This window comes from Enterobacter sp. C6, assembly GCF_008122455.1.
Lineage (GTDB): Bacteria > Pseudomonadota > Gammaproteobacteria > Enterobacterales > Enterobacteriaceae > Enterobacter > Enterobacter pseudoroggenkampii.
The window spans coordinates 41139-60642 of the sequence record NZ_QPFW01000234.1 but is presented as its reverse complement, the minus strand read 5'-3'; the positions used below and the strand labels follow the sequence as shown (position 1 = coordinate 60642).

Below are 19504 nucleotides of genomic sequence, written 5' to 3'. Positions count from 1 at the left end.
AGGATGCGCCCGCCGCTAAAGGACAGTCTGTCGCCGTGGATGACGGTATTCTCGGGGGGCTCAAAGACATCCTGTTCGGCAGCACCGGGCCGCGTGGCGGCAAGCGCGACGGCGTGGTACAGACCATGGCGAAAAGCGCGGCGCGACAGGTCACCAATCAGATCGTGCGCGGCATGCTGGGGAGTCTGTTAGGCGGCCGTCGCCGGTAGACGGGGAATCCACGGGCGACCCAGCGCCGAACCCTGTACACCGTTCTCCTGCAGATAGCGGTCGATTTCCACCATCCCCGTCCAGCGGTTCTCACACCATAGCGGTGCCAGAAGCGTTGGAGGGCGGGCGCTGGCGGAGATGCGGTGGTAGACGATTTCCGGCGGCGTGTGGCGAATCATCTCCCCCGCCGTCACTGAATAGTCCTCAAGCGCAATACCGTTTAACCGCCCCGCTTCCCAGGCTTTCGCCATAATGCTTCCCTTCACGATATGCAGCGGGTGCAGCTTAATGCCGTCCACGCCGGTCTCAACTACCCTCTCCAGCGTTTCAAGGCCATGCTGTTGACCTTCGCCGGGCAGACCGACAATCAGATGCGAACAGACCTTCAGCCCGCGCTCACGGGCCAGGCGCGTGGTGCGCTGGTAGCAGGCGAAATCATGGCCACGGTTAATACGGTGCAGGGTTTTGTCGTGCGCGGTTTGCAGGCCCAGCTCCAGCCAGATCTCGTAGCCTTGTTCTTTATACTCGCTGAGCAGGTCCAGCACCGCGTCCGGCACGCAGTCCGGGCGCGTGCCCACGCACAGCCCAACGATGTTAGCCTGGCTGACGGCCTGCTGATACATAGAGCGCAGCACCTGCACCTCCGCCCACGTGCTGGTGTAGGCCTGGAAATAGGCCAGATATTGCTTCGCGCGGTTCACCAGGCTGGCCTGATGGGCAAGCTGTTCCGCGATAGATTTATGCTGCTGGGCTTCGTCAGCAAAGGACGCAACGTTACAGAAGGTGCAGCCGCCGCGCCCGATGGTGCCATCACGATTCGGGCAGCTAAACCCGCCGTGCAGCGTCAGCTTGTGAACCTTTTGCCCGTACCGCTGCAAAAGATCCCCACCAAACATATTGACTAATTTCTGTAACTGCATAATCTGATAGACCGTCCCGGAGAAAGGGGACAAGCCTGCCACTTTTAGCCTCTGTCGGCGATGACCTGGATCAATCGCCCTGGACGGCCTTTATCTATATGAATAAATACTCAGGATTACTGCAATTTCATTCACGCCATTCGTGATTACTTTTCCTTATGTTCTGATTGTTTTTTTCATTTATAGCGCCGCCACTGAAAAACAGTGATTTTATGCGGGTTTGAAGACAATGCCAGATTATTATTCTGCTATAAAACTGCTATTCAGCACGCTACATTGATAATACCGCTTACATATAGTGAGTCAGATCACACTCCGCTGCGTCCTGCCAGGGCATACAATCAATGTAAAAATAGTTAAATAGCCTTTAATTACAATAGGATAAACTCTCTTTAGCACATTTTTGTATAAATAAGATTGCCATTTGACCTGTGTACCAATTCCCGATAAGTTGGAAATCCGCTGGAAGCTTTCTGGATGAGCGGCCTGCTCATCATATTTATGCAGTAATTGAGATTCCCTCTGAAGCAAGTCCTCAAACTTGTTTACCTGCGCGAAAGGATGAAAAAGAGGGCGAATGCGAGGTCCGCGTATGAAACGCAAACCCCGTCGCCATGCTCTTTCTGTGCCTGTGCGCCACGGTAAAGTTCAGTGGGAAGCCCGACGAGCCTGGGGAGGTTCACTGATATGTTGTACGATAAATCCCTTGAGAAGGATAACTGTGGTTTCGGCCTGATCGCCCACATAGAAGGCGAACCTAGCCACAAGGTAGTGCGTACCGCTATTCACGCACTGGCCCGTATGCAGCACCGTGGCGCCATCCTTGCCGATGGTAAAACCGGCGACGGTTGCGGCCTGCTGCTGCAAAAACCGGATCGTTTCTTCCGCATCGTGGCGGAAGAGCGCGGCTGGCGTTTAGCCAAAAACTACGCTGTCGGCATGCTGTTCCTGAATCAGGATCCTGAAAAGGCTGCCGCCTCACGCCGCATCGTCGAAGAAGAACTTCAGCGTGAAACCCTGTCGATTGTCGGCTGGCGCAATGTGCCAACCAACGAAGGGGTACTCGGTGAAATCGCCCTCTCCTCGCTGCCTCGTATTGAACAGATTTTCGTCAACGCGCCTGCGGGCTGGCGTCCGCGTGATATGGAACGCCGTCTGTTTATTGCCCGCCGCCGTATTGAAAAACGTCTCCAGGACGATAAAGAGTTCTACGTCTGTAGCCTCTCTAACCTGGTGAACATCTATAAAGGTCTGTGTATGCCGGCTGACCTGCCGCGCTTCTACCTGGACCTTGCGGACCTGCGTCTGGAATCGGCCATTTGCCTGTTCCACCAGCGCTTCTCCACCAACACCGTTCCACGCTGGCCGCTGGCTCAGCCGTTCCGCTACCTGGCGCACAACGGCGAGATCAACACCATCACCGGTAACCGCCAGTGGGCCCGTGCCCGTACCTATAAGTTCCAGACGCCACTGATCCCAGACCTGCACGATGCCGCACCGTTCGTGAACGAAACCGGCTCTGACTCCAGCTCGATGGATAACATGCTGGAACTGCTGCTGGCGGGCGGGATGGATATCGTGCGCGCCATGCGTCTGCTCGTGCCACCGGCCTGGCAGAACAACCCGGATATGGATCCTGAGCTGCGCGCGTTCTTCGACTTTAACTCCATGCACATGGAGCCGTGGGACGGCCCGGCGGGCATCGTCATGTCCGACGGTCGTTTTGCCGCCTGTAACCTGGACCGTAACGGTCTGCGTCCGGCGCGCTACGTCATCACCAAAGACAAGCTCATCACCTGCGCTTCTGAAGTCGGGATCTGGGATTACCAGCCTGACGAAGTGGTCGAGAAAGGCCGCGTCGGTCCGGGCGAGCTGATGGTAATCGACACCCGCGGTGGGCGCATCCTGCACTCCGCCGAAACCGACAACGATCTGAAGAGCCGCCATCCGTACAAAGAGTGGATGGAGAAAAACGTGCGTCGTCTGGTGCCGTTTGAAGACCTGTCGGACGAAGAAGTGGGCAGCCGCGAACTGGACGACGATACCCTCGCAAGCTATCAGAAGCAGTTTAACTACAGCGCGGAAGAGCTGGACTCCGTCATCCGCGTGCTCGGTGAGAACGGCCAGGAGGCGGTCGGCTCGATGGGTGACGATACCCCGTTTGCCGTGCTCTCCAGCCAGCCGCGCATCATTTACGATTACTTCCGTCAGCAGTTCGCGCAGGTCACCAACCCGCCGATCGATCCGCTGCGTGAAGCACACGTGATGTCGCTGGCCACCAGCATCGGTCGCGAGATGAACGTCTTCTGCGAGGCCGAAGGCCAGGCACACCGTCTGACCTTTAAATCGCCGATCCTGCTGTACTCCGATTTCAAACAGCTCACCACCATGAAAGAGGAGCACTACCGCGCCGACACGCTCGACATTACCTTCGACGTGAACGAAGCGAGCCTCGAAGAGACGGTGAATGCGCTGTGCGACAAAGCCGAGCAGATGGTGCGTAACGGTACCGTTCTGCTGGTGCTGTCTGACCGCAACATCGCGAAAAACCGTCTGCCGGTACCTGCCCCGATGGCGGTTGGCGCTATCCAGACGCGTCTGGTCGATAAGAGCCTGCGCTGCGACGCCAACATCATTGTGGAAACCGCCAGCGCCCGCGACCCGCACCACTTTGCCGTGCTGTTAGGCTTCGGTGCGACGGCGATCTACCCGTACCTGGCCTACGAAACGCTGGCCCGTCTGGTGGATACCCGCGCGATCGATAAAGATTACCGCGCGGTGATGCTGAACTACCGTAACGGCATCAACAAAGGTCTGTACAAGATCATGTCCAAAATGGGCATCTCGACCATTGCCTCCTACCGCTGTTCGAAGCTGTTTGAAGCAGTCGGCCTGCATGACGAGGTCGCCAACCTCTGCTTCCAGGGCGTGGTCAGCCGCATCGGCGGCGCAGGCTTTGCTGACTTCCAGCAGGATCTGGTGAACCTGTCCAAACGCGCCTGGCTGGCACGTAAGCCGCTGGATCAGGGCGGTCTGCTGAAATACGTTCACGGCGGCGAATACCACGCCTACAACCCGGACGTGGTGCGTACGCTGCAGCAGGCGGTTCAGAGCGGCGAATACCGTGATTATCAGCAGTACGCTGAGCTGGTGAACAACCGTCCGGCGGCAACGCTGCGCGACCTCATTGCCCTGAACCCGGGTGATGAAGCGGTCAGCATTGACGAGGTTGAGCCGGCATCCGAGCTGTTCAAACGCTTCGACACCGCGGCGATGTCCATCGGCGCGCTGAGCCCGGAAGCCCACGAAGCGCTGGCGGAAGCCATGAACAGCATCGGCGGCAACTCTAACTCCGGCGAAGGCGGTGAAGATCCGGCCCGTTACGGTACCAACAAGGTGTCCCGCATCAAGCAGGTGGCATCCGGTCGCTTTGGCGTAACGCCAGCGTACCTGGTCAACGCCGACGTGATTCAGATTAAAGTCGCTCAGGGTGCGAAACCGGGCGAAGGCGGCCAGCTGCCGGGTGATAAAGTTACCCCGTACATCGCCAAACTGCGCTACTCGGTACCGGGCGTGACACTGATCTCCCCGCCGCCGCACCACGATATCTACTCTATCGAGGACTTAGCGCAGCTGATTTTCGACCTGAAGCAGGTCAACCCGAAGGCGATGATCTCCGTGAAGCTGGTTTCCGAACCGGGGGTCGGCACCATCGCCACCGGCGTGGCGAAAGCCTATGCGGACCTCATCACCATCGCCGGCTACGACGGCGGTACCGGTGCAAGCCCGCTCTCCTCCGTGAAATATGCGGGCTGTCCGTGGGAGCTTGGCCTGGTGGAAACCCAGCAGGCGCTGGTGGCTAACGGTCTGCGTCATAAGATCCGTCTGCAGGTGGATGGCGGTCTGAAAACCGGCCTCGACATCATCAAGGCGGCGATCCTCGGTGCGGAAAGCTTCGGTTTCGGTACCGGTCCAATGGTCGCGCTGGGCTGTAAATACCTGCGTATTTGCCACCTGAACAACTGCGCAACCGGCGTTGCAACCCAGGACGAGAAGCTGCGTAAGAACCACTATCACGGCCTGCCGTTCAAAGTGACCAACTACTTTGAGTTCATCGCCCGCGAAACCCGCGAGCTGATGGCGCAGCTGGGCGTGAAGCGTCTGGTAGACCTGATTGGCCGAACCGACCTGCTGAAAGAGCTGGAAGGCTTCACCGCGAAGCAGCAGAAGCTGGAGCTGTCTAAGCTGCTGGAAACCGCGCAGCCGCACCCTGGCAAAGCGGTCTACTGCACCGAGAACAACCCGCCGTTCGATAACGGCGTGCTGAACGCACAGCTGCTGCAGCAGGCGAAGCCGTACGTGGACGACAAGCAGAGCAAAACGTTCTGGTTTGATATCCGCAACACCGACCGCTCCGTGGGCGCCTCCCTTTCCGGTTATATCGCGCAAACGCACGGTGACCAGGGGCTGGCGGCGGATCCGATTACCGCGCACTTCAGCGGTACCGCGGGTCAGAGCTTCGGCGTGTGGAACGCAGGCGGCGTTGAGCTTTACCTGACCGGCGATGCCAACGACTACGTCGGCAAAGGCATGGCGGGTGGTCTGCTGGCGGTGCGTCCTCCTGTCGGCTCAGCCTTCCGCAGCCATGAAGCCAGCATTATCGGTAACACCTGCCTGTACGGCGCGACCGGCGGTCGTCTGTTCGCAGCAGGTCGTGCGGGCGAGCGTTTTGCGGTGCGTAACTCCGGTGCTATCACCGTGGTGGAAGGCATTGGCGATAACGGTTGTGAATACATGACGGGCGGGATTGTTTGCGTTCTGGGTAAAACCGGCGTGAACTTCGGCGCAGGCATGACGGGTGGTTTTGCCTACGTCCTGGATGAAGACGGTGAGTTCCGCAAACGCGTGAACCCGGAGCTGGTGGAAGTGCTGGACGTTGACACGCTGGCTATCCACGAAGAACATCTGCGCGGTTTGATTACCGAACACGTGCAGCATACCGGTTCTTCGCGCGGCGAAGAGATCCTGGCGAACTGGCCAGCGTTCTCTGCGAAATTCGCGCTGGTTAAGCCGAAGTCCAGCGATGTTAAAGCCCTGTTGGGTCACCGTAGTCGTAGCGCAGCAGAGCTGCGCGTGCAGGCGCAGTAAGGAATTCAGATGAGCCAGAACGTATACCAGTTTATCGACCTGCAGCGTGTTGATCCGCCAAAGAAACCGCTGAAGATCCGCAAAATTGAATTTGTTGAAATCTACGAGCCGTTTTCAGAGGGCCAGGCCAAAGCGCAGGCAGACCGCTGCCTGTCCTGCGGTAACCCTTACTGCGAATGGAAATGCCCGGTACATAACTACATCCCGAACTGGCTGAAGCTGGCCAACGAAGGACGTATTTTTGAAGCCGCCGAGCTGTCTCACCAGACCAACACCCTGCCGGAAGTGTGCGGCCGCGTGTGTCCTCAGGACCGTCTGTGCGAAGGTTCCTGTACGCTGAACGACGAGTTCGGCGCGGTGACCATCGGCAACATCGAGCGCTATATCAACGATAAAGCGTTCGAGATGGGCTGGCGTCCGGATATGACCGGCGTGAAGCAAACCGACAAGCGCGTGGCGATCATCGGCGCGGGCCCGGCGGGCCTGGCCTGTGCGGACGTGCTGACCCGCAACGGCGTGAAGGCGGTGGTCTTTGACCGTCATCCGGAGATCGGCGGCCTGCTGACCTTCGGTATCCCGGCCTTCAAGCTGGAAAAAGAGGTCATGACCCGTCGCCGTGAAATCTTCACCGGCATGGGCATTGAGTTCAAACTTAACGTGGAAGTGGGCCGCGACGTGCAGCTCGACGACCTGCTGAAGGATTACGACGCCGTGTTCCTGGGCGTGGGCACCTATCAGTCCATGCGCGGCGGTCTGGAGAACGAAGACGCGCCGGGCGTGTACGACGCGCTGCCGTTCCTGATTGCCAACACCAAGCAGATCATGGGCTACGGCGAAACCGCCGATGAGCCTTTCGTCAGCATGGAAGGCAAACGCGTGGTGGTGCTGGGCGGCGGTGATACCGCGATGGACTGCGTGCGTACCTCCATTCGTCAGAATGCGGCACACGTGATCTGCGCCTACCGTCGTGACGAAGAGAACATGCCGGGCTCTAAGCGCGAAGTGAAAAACGCGCGTGAAGAGGGCGTGGAGTTCCAGTTCAACATCCAGCCTCTGGGTATTGAAGTGAATGCCAACGGTAAAGTGAGCGGCGTGAAGATGGCGCGCACGGAGATGGGGGCACCGGATGCGAAAGGCCGTCGTCGTGCGGAAATCGTCGCCGGTTCTGAACACGTGATCCCGGCCGATGCCGTGGTGATGGCGTTCGGTTTCCGTCCTCACAGCATGGAGTGGCTGGCGAAGCACAGCGTTGAGCTGGATTCGCAGGGCCGCGTGATTGCGCCAGAAGGCAGCGATAACGCATTCCAGACCAGCAACCCGAAAATCTTCGCCGGTGGCGATATCGTTCGCGGTTCTGACCTGGTGGTGACGGCGATTGCCGAAGGCCGCAAGGCGGCTGACGGTATACTGAACTACCTGGAAGTGTAAAAAAAACAGGCCCGATTGGGCCTGTTTTTTTATTTCACGACGCGAAGAGCCGGACGACCACCGCGCGGAGGCGGATCGTCATCAGGGTCATTGTCGTCGTGATGATCGGGTTTATCGCCATCAATCAGTGACATCACCGTGTCGCTTTCGCGCTTATCGGATGCGTTGTCATCATTCAGGCTGGCAACATCTTCATCATACGCCGCTTCCGGCTCGAACATGGTACCCGCACCGTTTTCACGCGCGTAGATAGCCAGCACAGCTGCCAGAGGTACGGAAACCTGACGCGGAACGCCGCCGAAACGCGCGTTGAAGCGCACTTCATCGTTTGCCAGCTCCAGGTTACCCACCGCACGCGGCGCAATGTTCAGTACGATCTGTCCGTCACGCGCGTATTCCATTGGAACCAGCACGCCCGGCAACGTCACATCCACAACCAGGTGCGGCGTGAGCTGGTTATCCAGCAGCCATTCATAGAAGGCGCGCAGCAGATACGGACGGCGTGGGGTCAGTTGTGACATTTCCACAGTCATTAGCCTCGGCCGAGACGCATTTCACGTTCCGGTTCAGTTAAAGATGCCAGGAAAGAGTCGCGTTCAAATACGCGAGTCATATAGCCTTTCAGCTCTTTCGCGCCAGGACCGCTGAACTCTACGCCCAGGGTTGGCAGACGCCACAGCAGCGGTGCCAGGTAGCAATCCACCAGGCTGAACTCATCGCTCAGGAAGAACGGCTTCTGACCAAACACCGGGGCGATAGCCAGCAGCTCTTCACGCAGCTGCTTACGCGCAGCGTCAGCTTCAGAAGCGGAACCGCTGACGATAACGTTCATCAGCGAGTACCAGTCTTTTTCAATACGCTGCATGTACAGGCGGCTTTCACCACGCGCGACAGGGTAAACAGGCATCAGTGGCGGATGCGGGAAACGCTCATCCAGATATTCCATAATGATACGGGATTCCCACAGGGTCAGCTCGCGATCCACCAGCGTCGGTACGCTTTGGCTCGGGTTGAGATCGATCAGATCCTGAGGCGGGTTATCCTTTTCCACATGCTCGATCTCAAAACTGACACCCTTCTCGGCCAGCACGATACGAACCTGATGGCTATAAATGTCAGTAGGACCAGAAAACAGCGTCATTACCGAACGTTTGTTGGCAGCGACAGCCATGAAAACCTCCAGGTATATTCAGAATTTTTACTGCTACCAGCCCAACAGGGGCCAGCCAGATGTTGTATCGCCCATCCCAGAGAAAACACATTGTTCAAGAAACGAACAAAAATCGAGTATTCACCGATATTTGGGCAGAAAATTGGATGATAGTTTACCAGATTTTGATGGCTTTGTGGTGAGGGGATTCTGGAAATGTGGAAAAAGAGAAGATATATGCATGGAGATTGTGGATAACCTGCGCATTATCCATAAAAAAACCCGCCGAAGCGGGTTTTTCGCCAATCGTTCTGCGTAAGCAGAATGGATTAACGTTTGGAGAACTGTGGACGACGACGTGCTTTACGCAGACCCACTTTCTTACGTTCAACCTGACGCGCGTCACGAGTAACGAAGCCAGCTTTACGCAGTTCAGAACGCAGGGATTCGTCGTACTCCATCAGAGCGCGGGTGATACCGTGACGGATCGCACCTGCCTGACCGGAGATACCACCACCTTTAACGGTGATGTACAGATCCAGTTTTTCTACCATGTCAACCAGTTCCAGCGGCTGGCGAACTACCATGCGGGCAGTTTCGCGACCGAAGTATTGTTCCAGAGAACGCTGGTTGATTACGATTTTACCACTGCCCGGTTTGATGAAAACGCGAGCTGCGGAACTTTTGCGGCGACCAGTGCCGTAGTATTGATTTTCAGCCATTGCCTATAATCCCGATTAGATGTCAAGAACTTGCGGTTGCTGTGCCGCGTGGTTGTGCTCGTTGCCTGCGTAAACTTTCAGTTTACGGAACATAGCACGACCCAGCGGGCCTTTTGGCAGCATGCCTTTAACCGCGATTTCAATCACACGCTCAGGACGGCGAGCAATCATCTCTTCAAAGGTCGCTTCTTTGATACCACCGATGTGGCCGGTGTGGTGATAGTACACTTTGTCAGTACGCTTGTTGCCGGTTACAGCAACTTTATCAGCGTTCAGAACGATGATGTAATCACCGGTATCAACGTGCGGAGTGTATTCCGCTTTGTGCTTACCGCGCAGGCGACGAGCCAGTTCAGTAGCCAGACGGCCCAGAGTTTTACCGGTCGCGTCAACAACATACCAGTCGCGCTGTACGGTTTCTGGTTTAGCTGTAAAAGTTTTCATTAAAAGCTTACCCAAATAATAAGTTACACGTTGGTGAACACCCAAACGTTTAGTCAGTTGAGGTTCACACGACAAAGTCCGGCAAACCTACCCCTTCGAATAGCTAATGCCGACACATAGAAAGTTTCGGGAAAAAAACCTTCTCGTAACGTGGGGTCGCAAGATTATAGAGAAGTTGAGGTCAAAGATCGACCCTTAAATGTGATTTGGAATGGGTTTTTCGGGGTTAAGTATTGTGCGGTCTGGTGCCCTCACCCCCGGCCCCTCTCCCACAGGGAGAGGGTGACGTTTGTTACGGCATATGCTCCAGCTTCAGGTATTCCTCGCTCTGCATCTCCTGCAGGCGCGACAGGCAGCGCTGGAATTCAAACTTCAGCCGCTCGCCCTGGTAAATCTCATATAAAGGTACCTCGGCGCTGACCACCAGCTTGACGTGGCGCTCATAAAACTCGTCCACCAGCGCAATGAAGCGCCGTGCTTCGCTCTCCATCAGCCGCGTCATCACCGGTACATCCAGCACCATGACGGTGTGGAACAGACGCGAAAGCGCAATGTAGTCGTGCTGGCTGCGGGCATCCACGCAGAGCGTCGTAAAGGAGACCGCCAGCGTTTGGTTTTCGACGCCAAGGGTGGGCAGCGGGCGATGGTTAATCTCGAGTTCCGGGGCGTGATCGCGTTTTGCCCCCGCCAGCGCCAGCCAAAGCTTATCCATCTCGCGGGTGGTCTCTGCATTTAACGGCGAAAGCCACAGGTGCGCCTGTGTCAGGGTTCGCAGACGATAATCGACACCGGCATCGACGTTCATGATGTCGCAGTGCTGCTTGAGGGCGTCGATGGCGGGCAGAAAGCGTGCCCGCTGCAGGCCGTTACGATAGAGCTCATCCGGCGGGATATTCGACGTGGCCACCAGCGTGATTCCGCGGGCAAATAGCGCTTTCATCAGGCCACCTAACAGCATGGCATCGGTGATGTCAGACACAAAAAACTCATCGAAGCAGAGCACGTCGGTTTCCGCCTTGAACCTGTCGGCCACAATCTCCAGCGGATCGCTTTTACCCTGCAGTGCGGTCAGCTCTTCATGCACCCGCAGCATAAAACGATGGAAGTGCAGGCGCTGTTTACGTGCGCCCGGCAGGCTCAGATAGAACAGGTCCATCAGCCAGGTTTTTCCGCGACCGACCCCGCCCCACATATATAAACCGCGCACCGGCACATGAGCCTGCGGCGTTTTTTTACCGAGCAACCGCCCAAACGCCGCCTTTAGGCCACCGTTCTGTTCGACTTCAGCGGGTTTTGCCGTGAGCTCCTGATAAATCGTCTCCAGACGGTTTACCGCCTCACGTTGAACGTCATCCGGCTGATGAGTGCCCTCGTTTAGGGCCAGTTGATATCGCGATGCAGGGGACAGGTTTTGCATAATCTTATTGTTATTCCTTCAATTAACGCTCACCAGCAGACGCGACTGATGAAAAAAAGGCCGTTCTACACTACGCGATGATACGTCAGGATTCCACTTCTACGGAAATAGCGGTTATAGTGGCATTATCAGGCACAGGCAGGAGCCGAGCCAACACCCTACGGAACAACAAGACAACGGGAGAAGTTCATGACCTGGGAATATGCGCTAATCGGTTTAGTCGTCGGCATCGTTATCGGTGCTGTGGCCATGCGTTTCGGTAATCGCAAATTGCGTCAGCAGCAGTCACTGCAGTACGAACTGGAAAAGAACAAAGCCGAGCTGGAAGAGTATCGTGAAGAGCTGGTCAGCCATTTTGCCCGTAGCGCCGAGCTGCTGGACAACATGGCGACCGACTATCGTCAGCTGTATCAACATATGGCCAAAAGCTCCAGCAGCCTGCTGCCGGAAATGACCGCGGAAACCAACCCGTTCCGCAACCGTCTGGCTGACTCTGAAGCCGGTAACGATCAGGCGCCCGTTCAGATGCCTCGCGACTATTCCGATGGCGCGTCCGGCCTGCTGCGCGGCGGTGTAAAACGCGATTAATCGCACAACCTGAATTTATTTTACGGGCGCAGCGATTGCGCCCGTCCTTTCTTGATGACCCCAGCTATCATTTAGTTAAACACCTCATTGTTCAGCGGTTTAAAATTCAATAACATCAACGTGTTTTTGGGGCCGTTTTTCCTTTATTCCAGGTTACGAGAGTCAACATCGATGAAGAAAAAAAACCAGCTGTTGAGCGCTATCGCGTTAAGTGTCGGGTTATCTCTCTCGGCGTCCGTCCCTGTATTCGCCGCCATCCCCACCCAGGTGCCTGGCCAGGCGGCCATTCCAAGCCTCGCACCCATGCTGGAAAAAGTGTTGCCTGCGGTCGTCAGCGTTCAGGTTGAGGGTACCGCAGTACAAAGCCAACGCGTCCCTGAAGAACTGAAAAAATATTTTGGCGATGAGTCTCCCGACCAGCAGGCGCAGCCTTTTGAAGGCCTGGGCTCTGGCGTCATTATTGATGCGGCAAAAGGCTATATTCTGACCAACAATCATGTCATCAGCCAGGCCGATAAAATCAGCGTCCAGCTGAACGATGGCCGCGAATTCGATGCTAAACTGATCGGCGGAGATGACCAGAGCGACATCGCGCTGTTGCAGGTGCAAAACCCGAGCAACCTGACCCAGATTGCTATCGCGGACTCCGACAAACTGCGCGTCGGCGATTTTGCCGTCGCCGTGGGCAACCCCTTTGGCTTAGGGCAGACCGCGACTTCCGGGATCGTCTCCGCGCTGGGACGCAGCGGCCTCAATCTGGAAGGGCTGGAAAACTTTATCCAGACCGATGCCTCCATCAACCGTGGGAACTCCGGCGGGGCATTGCTCAACCTTAACGGCGAGCTGATAGGGATTAACACGGCGATTCTGGCCCCGGGCGGCGGCAGCATCGGGATCGGTTTTGCTATCCCCAGCAATATGGCCAAAACCCTCTCTCAACAGCTCATTCAGTTTGGCGAAGTCAAACGCGGGCTGCTGGGTATTAAAGGTATGGAGATGAGCGCGGATATTGCAAAAGCGTTCAACATCAACGTACAGCGCGGGGCGTTTGTCAGTGAAGTGCTGCCAAACTCCGGCTCGGCAAAAGCGGGCGTGAAATCGGGTGATGTGATCGTCAGCCTGAACGACAAGCCGCTGAGCAGCTTTGCCGAACTGCGCTCGCGGATTGCCACCACCGAACCCGGTGCCAAAGTGAAGCTGGGCCTGATACGTGACGGTAAGCCGCTGGACGTTGAAGTCACGCTGGATAAGAGCACCTCTTCCTCTGCCAGTGCGGAGCTTATCGCCCCGGCCCTGCAAGGGGCTACGTTGAGCGATGGGCAGCTGAAAGACGGTACGAAAGGCATTCGCATCGACACCGTCGAGAAGAGCAGCCCTGCCGCACAGGCCGGATTGCATCAGGATGACGTGATCATTAGCGTAAACCGCAATCGCGTGCAGTCCATTGCCGAACTGCGCAAGTTGCTGGAAAGTAAACCGGCGGTTATTGCCCTGCAGGTCATGCGTGGCAATGAGTCCATCTATATACTGTTGCGCTAAGCATTTGTGACCCGGACATCACCGCTGCGTGTGATGTCCGGATAACTCATGTTATGCTGCAAATCGTTCCTTTTTTAACGACACGCGCATCATGCTTTTAAAGCTCTTACGTTCTATTGTCATCGGTTTGATTGTCGCTGGCCTGCTGCTGCTGGCGCTGCCGTCTATACGTCAGTTCAATAAACTGTCGGCTCCCCAGTTCGATAGCACGGATGAAACGCCAGCCACCTATAACCAGGCCGTCCGCCGTGCCGCACCTGCCGTGGTTAACGTCTATAACCGTGGTCTGAACACCTCAGCCCACAACCAGCTGGAGATCCGTACTCTCGGCTCCGGCGTAATCATGGACGAGCGCGGCTACATTATTACCAACAAGCACGTGATTAACGATGCCGACCAGATCATCGTCGCCCTGCAGGATGGCCGCGTATTTGAGGCGTTACTCGTTGGTTCTGACAGCCTGACCGATCTGGCCGTGCTGAAAATTAACGCCACGGGCGGTTTGCCGGTCATCCCGATCAACCGTAAACGTACCCCGCATATTGGTGACGTCGTCCTGGCGATTGGTAACCCTTACAACCTGGGTCAGACCATCACCCAGGGGATTATTAGTGCGACCGGTCGTATTGGCCTCAACCCCTCCGGGCGGCAGAACTTCCTGCAAACCGATGCCTCCATCAACCACGGTAACTCCGGCGGGGCGCTGGTCAACTCGCTGGGTGAACTGATGGGCATCAACACCCTCTCGTTCGATAAGAGTAACGACGGCGAGACGCCGGAAGGGATCGGCTTTGCCATTCCGTTCCAGCTGGCGACCAAGATCATGGATAAGCTGATCCGCGACGGACGCGTGATCCGCGGCTATATCGGTATCGGCGGGCGCGAAATTGCACCGATGCATACCCAGGGCGGTGGTATCGATCAGATTCAGGGGATTGTGGTGAATGAAGTGTCGCCTGGTGGCCCGGCCGCTAATGCGGGTATTCAGGTAAATGACGTCATTGTGTCGGTCAACGGCACGCCAGCGGTCTCTGCGCTGGAGACGATGGACCAGGTGGCAGAGATTCGTCCGGGCTCTATCATCCCTGTTGAAGTCATGCGCAACGATAAGAAACTGACGCTGCATGTGACGATTCAGGAATATCCGGCCACTAACTGACAAGCATAAAAAAACGGAGCGATAAGCTCCGTTTTTTTTGCCAGAAGACGGTTCGTTTTACTTGTTAACGAACTCTTCACCCAGGGTGATATCTTTCTTCAGCGTATCCAGCATACCTTCCATCGCGTGTTGTTCAAACGCGCTCAGCGTACCAATGGATTTACGCTCTTCGATACCGTTTTTACCCAGCAGCAGCGGTTGAGAGAAGAAGCGAGCGTGTTCGCCATCGCCTTCAACGTAAGCGCATTCAACAACGCCTTTCTCGCCCTGCAGAGCGCGAACCAGTGACAGGCCAAAACGCGCAGCTGCCTGGCCCATAGACAGGGTTGCAGAACCGCCACCCGCCTTCGCTTCCACCACTTCGGTGCCCGCGTTCTGGATGCGTTTAGTCAGGTCAGCCACTTCCTGCTCGGTGAAGCTCACGCCTGGGATCTGCGACAGCAGAGGCAGGATGGTGACGCCAGAGTGACCGCCAATGACCGGCACTTCCACTTCTGTTGGCTGTTTGCCTTTCAGCTCAGCAACAAAGGTGTTGGAACGGATGATATCCAGCGTGGTCACGCCGAACAGTTTGTTTTTGTCGTAAACACCCGCGTTCTTCAGCACTTCTGCCGCGATAGCCACGGTAGTGTTCACCGGGTTAGTGATGATACCGATGCATGCTTTCGGGCAGATTTCTGCAATCTGCTGCACCAGGTTTTTCACGATGCCCGCGTTGACGTTGAACAGGTCTGAACGATCCATGCCTGGCTTACGCGCCACGCCTGCAGAAATCAGCACCACGTCAGCACCCTGCAGTGCAGGACGTGCATCTTCACCGGAGAAGCCTTTGATTTTTACAGCGGTCGGGATGTGGCTCAGGTCAACCGCCACACCTGGGGTTACCGGAGCAATATCGTACAGGGAGAGTTCTGAGCCTGAAGGCAGTTGGGTTTTCAGTAGTAGGGCAAGCGCCTGGCCGATACCACCAGCAGCGCCGAGGACTGCGACTTTCATCCTAAACTCCTTATTATGGTTAACTTAAGTATCTGTAAATCCGTTGCGGCGACCATAATTCAGCAAGTAAATAATTACAATTTTCGTAGCTAAAGAATTTGAGGTCACGCGACTTTATCTCTCATCAGAAGGCTATCTGACGACAAATGGCAACGCATTAAGAGGTGGTTACAATACACCCTGCCCCGCCACCAAAACAACATCATTTTGATAACATTTAATTTACTTTTAAGCTTATTTGCGCGGCGTGACCCAGGCATGTTTTCTGATAACGAAATCTGATAAAATCACTCCCTTTCATAACATTATTTCAGCCTGGCGCTGGGTAGATAATTTGCATAAAAATTCATCCACATGCATAATAATGTTGTTTCTATCGTCATATTCCGGGTGACTTATGCGAAGCTCGTCTAAGCAAGAAGAATTAGTAAAGGCGTTTAAGGCGCTACTCAAAGAAGAGAAATTCAGTTCTCAGGGAGAAATTGTTCAGGCGCTGCAGGAACAAGGCTTCGATAACATCAATCAGTCGAAAGTCTCCCGCATGTTAACGAAATTTGGCGCGGTGCGTACCCGTAACGCCAAGATGGAGATGGTCTATTGCCTGCCGGCAGAACTTGGCGTGCCGACCACCTCCAGCCCGCTCAAAAATCTGGTTCTGGATATCGATCATAACGACGCCGTAGTGGTGATCCACACAAGCCCTGGCGCCGCACAGCTGATTGCCCGCATGCTGGACTCGCTGGGTAAAACGGAGGGGATCCTCGGGACTATCGCCGGCGATGACACCATCTTTACCACACCAGCCAGCGGTTTCTCCGTGAAAGATCTCCACGAAGCGATTCTGGTTCTGTTCGAACAGGAACTCTAATCCCCTCTCCCCGTAGCGTCGCTACGGGGATCGTTCTGCTTACGCTGCGTTTCCCCCTCTTTTCTACTGCCCTTCACTTTGACAAATAGTGCTTTTTACCACCCATTAACATTCATCTGGTGAATGCTAAATCAAAAAATCGCACAAAAAATCAAAAGCTACTATCCATATGATTTAATTAGATATAACCACCACAATCGAGCAAAAAACACCCAATATTATGCAATTTGGTTATAAAAAATAGTCTGGTTAACACGTAATAACAATAGAAACCATTAGTCTGGTATTAATTTTTACCGTTATTAGTGTATACTTGATTTTGTGATGAGGGTCACGAAACAAGACCCCACTAAAAAATTCGACGAGGTAAGAATCATGAAAATCAAATCAACTGTAGCGGCGCTGAGCGTCCTGTCTGTCCTGTCATTCGGTGCTTTCGCTGCCGACTCTATCAATGCTGACCAGGCGCAATCCCGCCAGGCCATCGGTACGGTTTCTGTCGGCGCGGTCGGCACATCGCCAATGGACATGCGTGAGATGCTGAACAAAAAAGCGGAAGAACAGGGTGCGTCATCCTATCGCATCATCGAAGCGCGTTCTGGTGACCACTGGCACGCCACCGCTGAGCTGTACAAATAAGTTTTAGTAATAACTGAAAACGTAAATCTCCCCTCAACGGCACCAGGCATAAAAATAGCGGTTCAACCCTTCTCGCCGTTGAGTAAAAAACCCTATTCAGGAGTAAAGACTATGAAAACCAAATTGATCATCGCAACCCTCGGTCTGGCATCCGTTCTCTCTTTCGGCGCAAGTGCAGCCGTACAGCAGGTGAATGCCGACCAGGCACAAAATCTGCAGCCAATGGGCAGCGTATCCGTGACGTCAGTCACCGGTTCCCCGATGGATATTCGTCACGAACTTGCCGCCAAAGCTGAAAAAGCAGGCGCCAGCAGCTATCGCGTCACCGAACTGAATCAGGGTGACCACTGGCATGCAACGGCAGAGCTGTATAAATAAACCCTCGTCGTATCTCATCATACGACTTGCCCCTGGCCTCATGGTCAGGGGCTTTTTTTTTGATTCAATGCCGCGCGTTAAAGCGCAGCTGCCCTTCAAGCTCTTCTTCCGCTTCATCGAAAAGCAATATCAGCGCGCCAAAACGTCTGCGAAGCTTATCGGGCAAATGGATGAACTCAATTTCCAGCGGTAGCGGCAGCAGGCTGCCGGTCACCACGTCCCACAGCGTATCCAGATTCGTCACGCTTTCCCGTTCAAGATCAAACACCCGGATAAATTCACGGTAGAAGTCTTCCTGACTGTCGATCTCGTCAAAATCAAACGTATAGGTTTTCATTGCCAGCCACCCAGTCCAGGCGAGCGGCAGATGCCGCCCTGTCTATTATAATCCCCCAATATGCAGGGTTTTAACTTCCAGATACTCTTCCAGCCCCAGCACGGAGCCCTCTCGTCCAAGACCTGACTCTTTTACGCCGCCAAAGGGCCCGAGTTCCGTGGAGACGGCACACTCGTTAATGCCAATCATCCCGCTCTCGATTGCCTGTGAAACGCGGAAGACCCGTGAGAGATTCTGGGTATAGAAGTAAGCCGCCAGCCCATAGGGCGTGTTGTTGGCGCGCTGGATAACTTCATCTTCCGAGGTGAAACGGAAGCACGCTGCCACCGGGCCAAACGTCTCTTCTTCTGCCAGCTTCATGCCTTCATGGCAGTCGCCCAGTACGGTTGGCATCCAGAAATTCCCACCAAGCGGATGGGGCTTACCCCCAGCCAATACGGTTGCGCCCCGGGCAACGGCATCGTCGACATGCTCACGCACCTTGTTGACCGCAGAAGGTTCAATCAGCGGCCCGACGACCACCCCTTCGTCAAGACCATTGCCCACCTTCAGCCCATTCACCGCATCGGCAAGTTTATTAACAAATTTGTCGTAGACGGTTTCCTGAATATAAAAACGGTTCACGCTGACGCAGACCTGCCCGGCATTGCGGAACTTGTTGGCGATCGCCCCCTTAACCGCTGCGTCGATATCCGCATCCTCAAAAACGATATAAGGAGCATTTCCCCCCAGCTCCATCGAGACTTTCTTCATGGTTTCTGCGGCGTTACGCACCAGCGTTTTGCCGACGGAGGTTGAACCCGTAAAGGAGATTTTACGCACGTCCCGGCTTGCCATAATCGCATCGCTGATTTCATGCGTATTCCCGGCCACGGCGTTGAGCACGCCGTCGGGTACGCCGGCCTGTTTTGCCAGGGTAAGCAGCGCAAAGGCACTGAGCGGTGTGTTATTGGCCGGTTTGATCACCCCGGTACATCCTGCTGCCAGCGCCGGGCCTAACTTGCGGGTGAGCATGGCCATCGGGAAGTTCCACGGCGTAATCGCCGCGACCACACCAATGGGTTCACGGGTCGCCAGAATGCGTGAGCCGGGTTTGATCGGCGGAATAATTTCACCGTTGGCGCGTTTGGCTTCTTCGGCAAACCACTGGATAAAGCTGGCGGCGTACTCGACTTCTCCCTCAGCCTCTTTCAGGGGTTTGCCCTGTTCGGTGGTCATTAACCGCCCGAGCCAGCTTTTATTCTCAATAATCAGTTCGTACCAGCGGTAGAGAATCGCCGAACGCTCTTTTGCGGTTTTGGCACGCCAGGCCGGGAAGGCTTTGGTGGCCGCTGCGATAGCGTCTTCGGTTTGTGCTTTACCCGCCTTCGCGACTTTAGCGATGACTTCCCCGGTCGCGGGGTTAAGTACATCGAACGTCGTGTCCAGCGTTTTCCAGATTCCGTTGACCAGATAACCGGTCTGAAAAAGGATGTGATCCTGAAGCGCCTGGGTCGTCATGTGTCCTCCCTTCCTGAAATGTAAGAACGTGCTGGAATAAGTATAGCCACAAAAAAACCGA

Annotated in this window: 18 protein-coding genes; 9 read left to right on the top strand and 9 right to left on the bottom strand. The window is 55.4% G+C overall.

From position 1 onward, the window contains the following. The coding region (locus DOU50_RS15935; RefSeq protein ID WP_148769731.1) for a helicase HerA-like domain-containing protein at positions 1-209 on the top strand (209 nt) is incomplete at its 5' end. Here the strand turns inward: DOU50_RS15935 and DOU50_RS15930 are convergent. Next, positions 189-1130 (bottom strand): TIGR01212 family radical SAM protein, encoded by a 942-nt coding sequence (locus tag DOU50_RS15930; RefSeq protein WP_148769730.1) that lies wholly within the window; start codon positions 1128-1130, stop codon positions 189-191. The two genes, DOU50_RS15935 and DOU50_RS15930, sit on opposite strands and share 21 nt — an antisense overlap. 687 nt (positions 1131-1817) lie before the next feature. Here DOU50_RS15930 and gltB point away from each other — a divergent pair. Next, positions 1818-6278 carry a glutamate synthase large subunit gene (gene gltB / locus DOU50_RS15925; RefSeq protein ID WP_148769729.1) on the top strand — a complete coding sequence of 1487 codons (4461 nt, stop codon included), beginning with the start codon at positions 1818-1820 and terminating at the stop codon, positions 6276-6278. Positions 6279-6287: 9 nt separating this feature from the next. After that, on the top strand, positions 6288-7706 hold the full coding sequence (gene gltD / locus DOU50_RS15920; RefSeq protein ID WP_023309377.1) for a glutamate synthase subunit GltD: 1419 nt from the start codon (positions 6288-6290) through the stop codon (positions 7704-7706). Positions 7707-7735: 29 nt separating this feature from the next. Here gltD and sspB read toward each other — a convergent pair whose 3' ends face one another. The 5 genes from sspB to zapE form a co-directional block, all read right to left on the bottom strand. Beyond that, complete coding sequence (gene sspB / locus DOU50_RS15915) at positions 7736-8233, bottom strand: ClpXP protease specificity-enhancing factor (RefSeq protein WP_148769728.1); 498 nt, start codon at positions 8231-8233, stop codon at positions 7736-7738. A gap of 5 nt (positions 8234-8238) precedes the next feature. Then, positions 8239-8877, bottom strand: coding sequence for a stringent starvation protein SspA (gene sspA, locus DOU50_RS15910; RefSeq protein ID WP_023333624.1), 639 nt, complete (start codon positions 8875-8877; stop codon positions 8239-8241). Between the two features lie 308 nt (positions 8878-9185). Then, positions 9186-9578: a 30S ribosomal protein S9 gene (gene rpsI, locus DOU50_RS15900; protein WP_003860436.1), complete on the bottom strand. Its 393-nt coding sequence runs from the start codon at positions 9576-9578 to the stop codon at positions 9186-9188. Between the two features lie 15 nt (positions 9579-9593). Continuing rightward, positions 9594-10022, bottom strand: a complete 429-nt coding sequence (rplM, locus tag DOU50_RS15895) for a 50S ribosomal protein L13 (RefSeq protein ID WP_006178824.1) — start codon at positions 10020-10022, stop codon at positions 9594-9596. A gap of 292 nt (positions 10023-10314) precedes the next feature. Beyond that, positions 10315-11439, bottom strand: coding sequence for a cell division protein ZapE (gene zapE / locus DOU50_RS15890; RefSeq protein WP_024906336.1), 1125 nt, complete (start codon positions 11437-11439; stop codon positions 10315-10317). Positions 11440-11628: 189 nt separating this feature from the next. Here zapE and zapG point away from each other — a divergent pair, with 189 nt between their 5' ends. The 3 genes from zapG (at position 11629) to degS (ending at position 14725) form a co-directional block, all read left to right on the top strand. After that, on the top strand, positions 11629-12027 hold the full coding sequence (gene zapG / locus DOU50_RS15885) for a Z-ring associated protein ZapG (protein WP_008502832.1): 399 nt from the start codon (positions 11629-11631) through the stop codon (positions 12025-12027). 171 nt (positions 12028-12198) lie between these two features. Then, positions 12199-13566 (top strand): serine endoprotease DegQ, encoded by a 1368-nt coding sequence (gene degQ / locus DOU50_RS15880; RefSeq protein ID WP_024906335.1) that lies wholly within the window; start codon positions 12199-12201, stop codon positions 13564-13566. A 91-nt stretch (positions 13567-13657) separates the two neighbouring features. Further along, complete coding sequence (gene degS, locus DOU50_RS15875) at positions 13658-14725, top strand: outer membrane-stress sensor serine endopeptidase DegS (protein ID WP_024906334.1); 1068 nt, start codon at positions 13658-13660, stop codon at positions 14723-14725. 57 nt (positions 14726-14782) lie between these two features. On the opposite strand, the gene mdh is transcribed toward degS, so the two are convergent. Further along, complete coding sequence (gene mdh, locus DOU50_RS15870) at positions 14783-15721, bottom strand: malate dehydrogenase (protein ID WP_148769727.1); 939 nt, start codon at positions 15719-15721, stop codon at positions 14783-14785. 397 nt (positions 15722-16118) lie between these two features. Between mdh and argR the strand changes: the two genes are divergently transcribed. The 3 genes from argR (at position 16119) to yhcN (DOU50_RS15855) (ending at position 17606) form a co-directional block, all read left to right on the top strand. Beyond that, positions 16119-16589, top strand: coding sequence for a transcriptional regulator ArgR (gene argR, locus DOU50_RS15865; protein ID WP_023309388.1), 471 nt, complete (start codon positions 16119-16121; stop codon positions 16587-16589). 375 nt (positions 16590-16964) lie between these two features. Beyond that, entirely contained in the window at positions 16965-17228 is a 264-nt protein-coding gene (gene yhcN / locus DOU50_RS15860; RefSeq protein ID WP_024906333.1) for a peroxide/acid stress response protein YhcN, read from the top strand. A 111-nt stretch (positions 17229-17339) separates the two neighbouring features. Then, the gene (yhcN, locus tag DOU50_RS15855) at positions 17340-17606 is read left to right on the top strand and encodes a peroxide/acid stress response protein YhcN (protein WP_024906332.1); all 267 of its coding nucleotides are present in this window, start codon (positions 17340-17342) and stop codon (positions 17604-17606) included. Positions 17607-17670: 64 nt separating this feature from the next. Here yhcN (DOU50_RS15855) and DOU50_RS15850 read toward each other — a convergent pair whose 3' ends face one another. Beyond that, entirely contained in the window at positions 17671-17943 is a 273-nt protein-coding gene (locus tag DOU50_RS15850; protein ID WP_008502839.1) for a barstar family protein, read from the bottom strand. A gap of 45 nt (positions 17944-17988) precedes the next feature. Further along, positions 17989-19443 (bottom strand): NAD-dependent succinate-semialdehyde dehydrogenase, encoded by a 1455-nt coding sequence (locus DOU50_RS15845; RefSeq protein ID WP_061716408.1) that lies wholly within the window; start codon positions 19441-19443, stop codon positions 17989-17991. Positions 19444-19504: the final 61 nt, after the last annotated feature.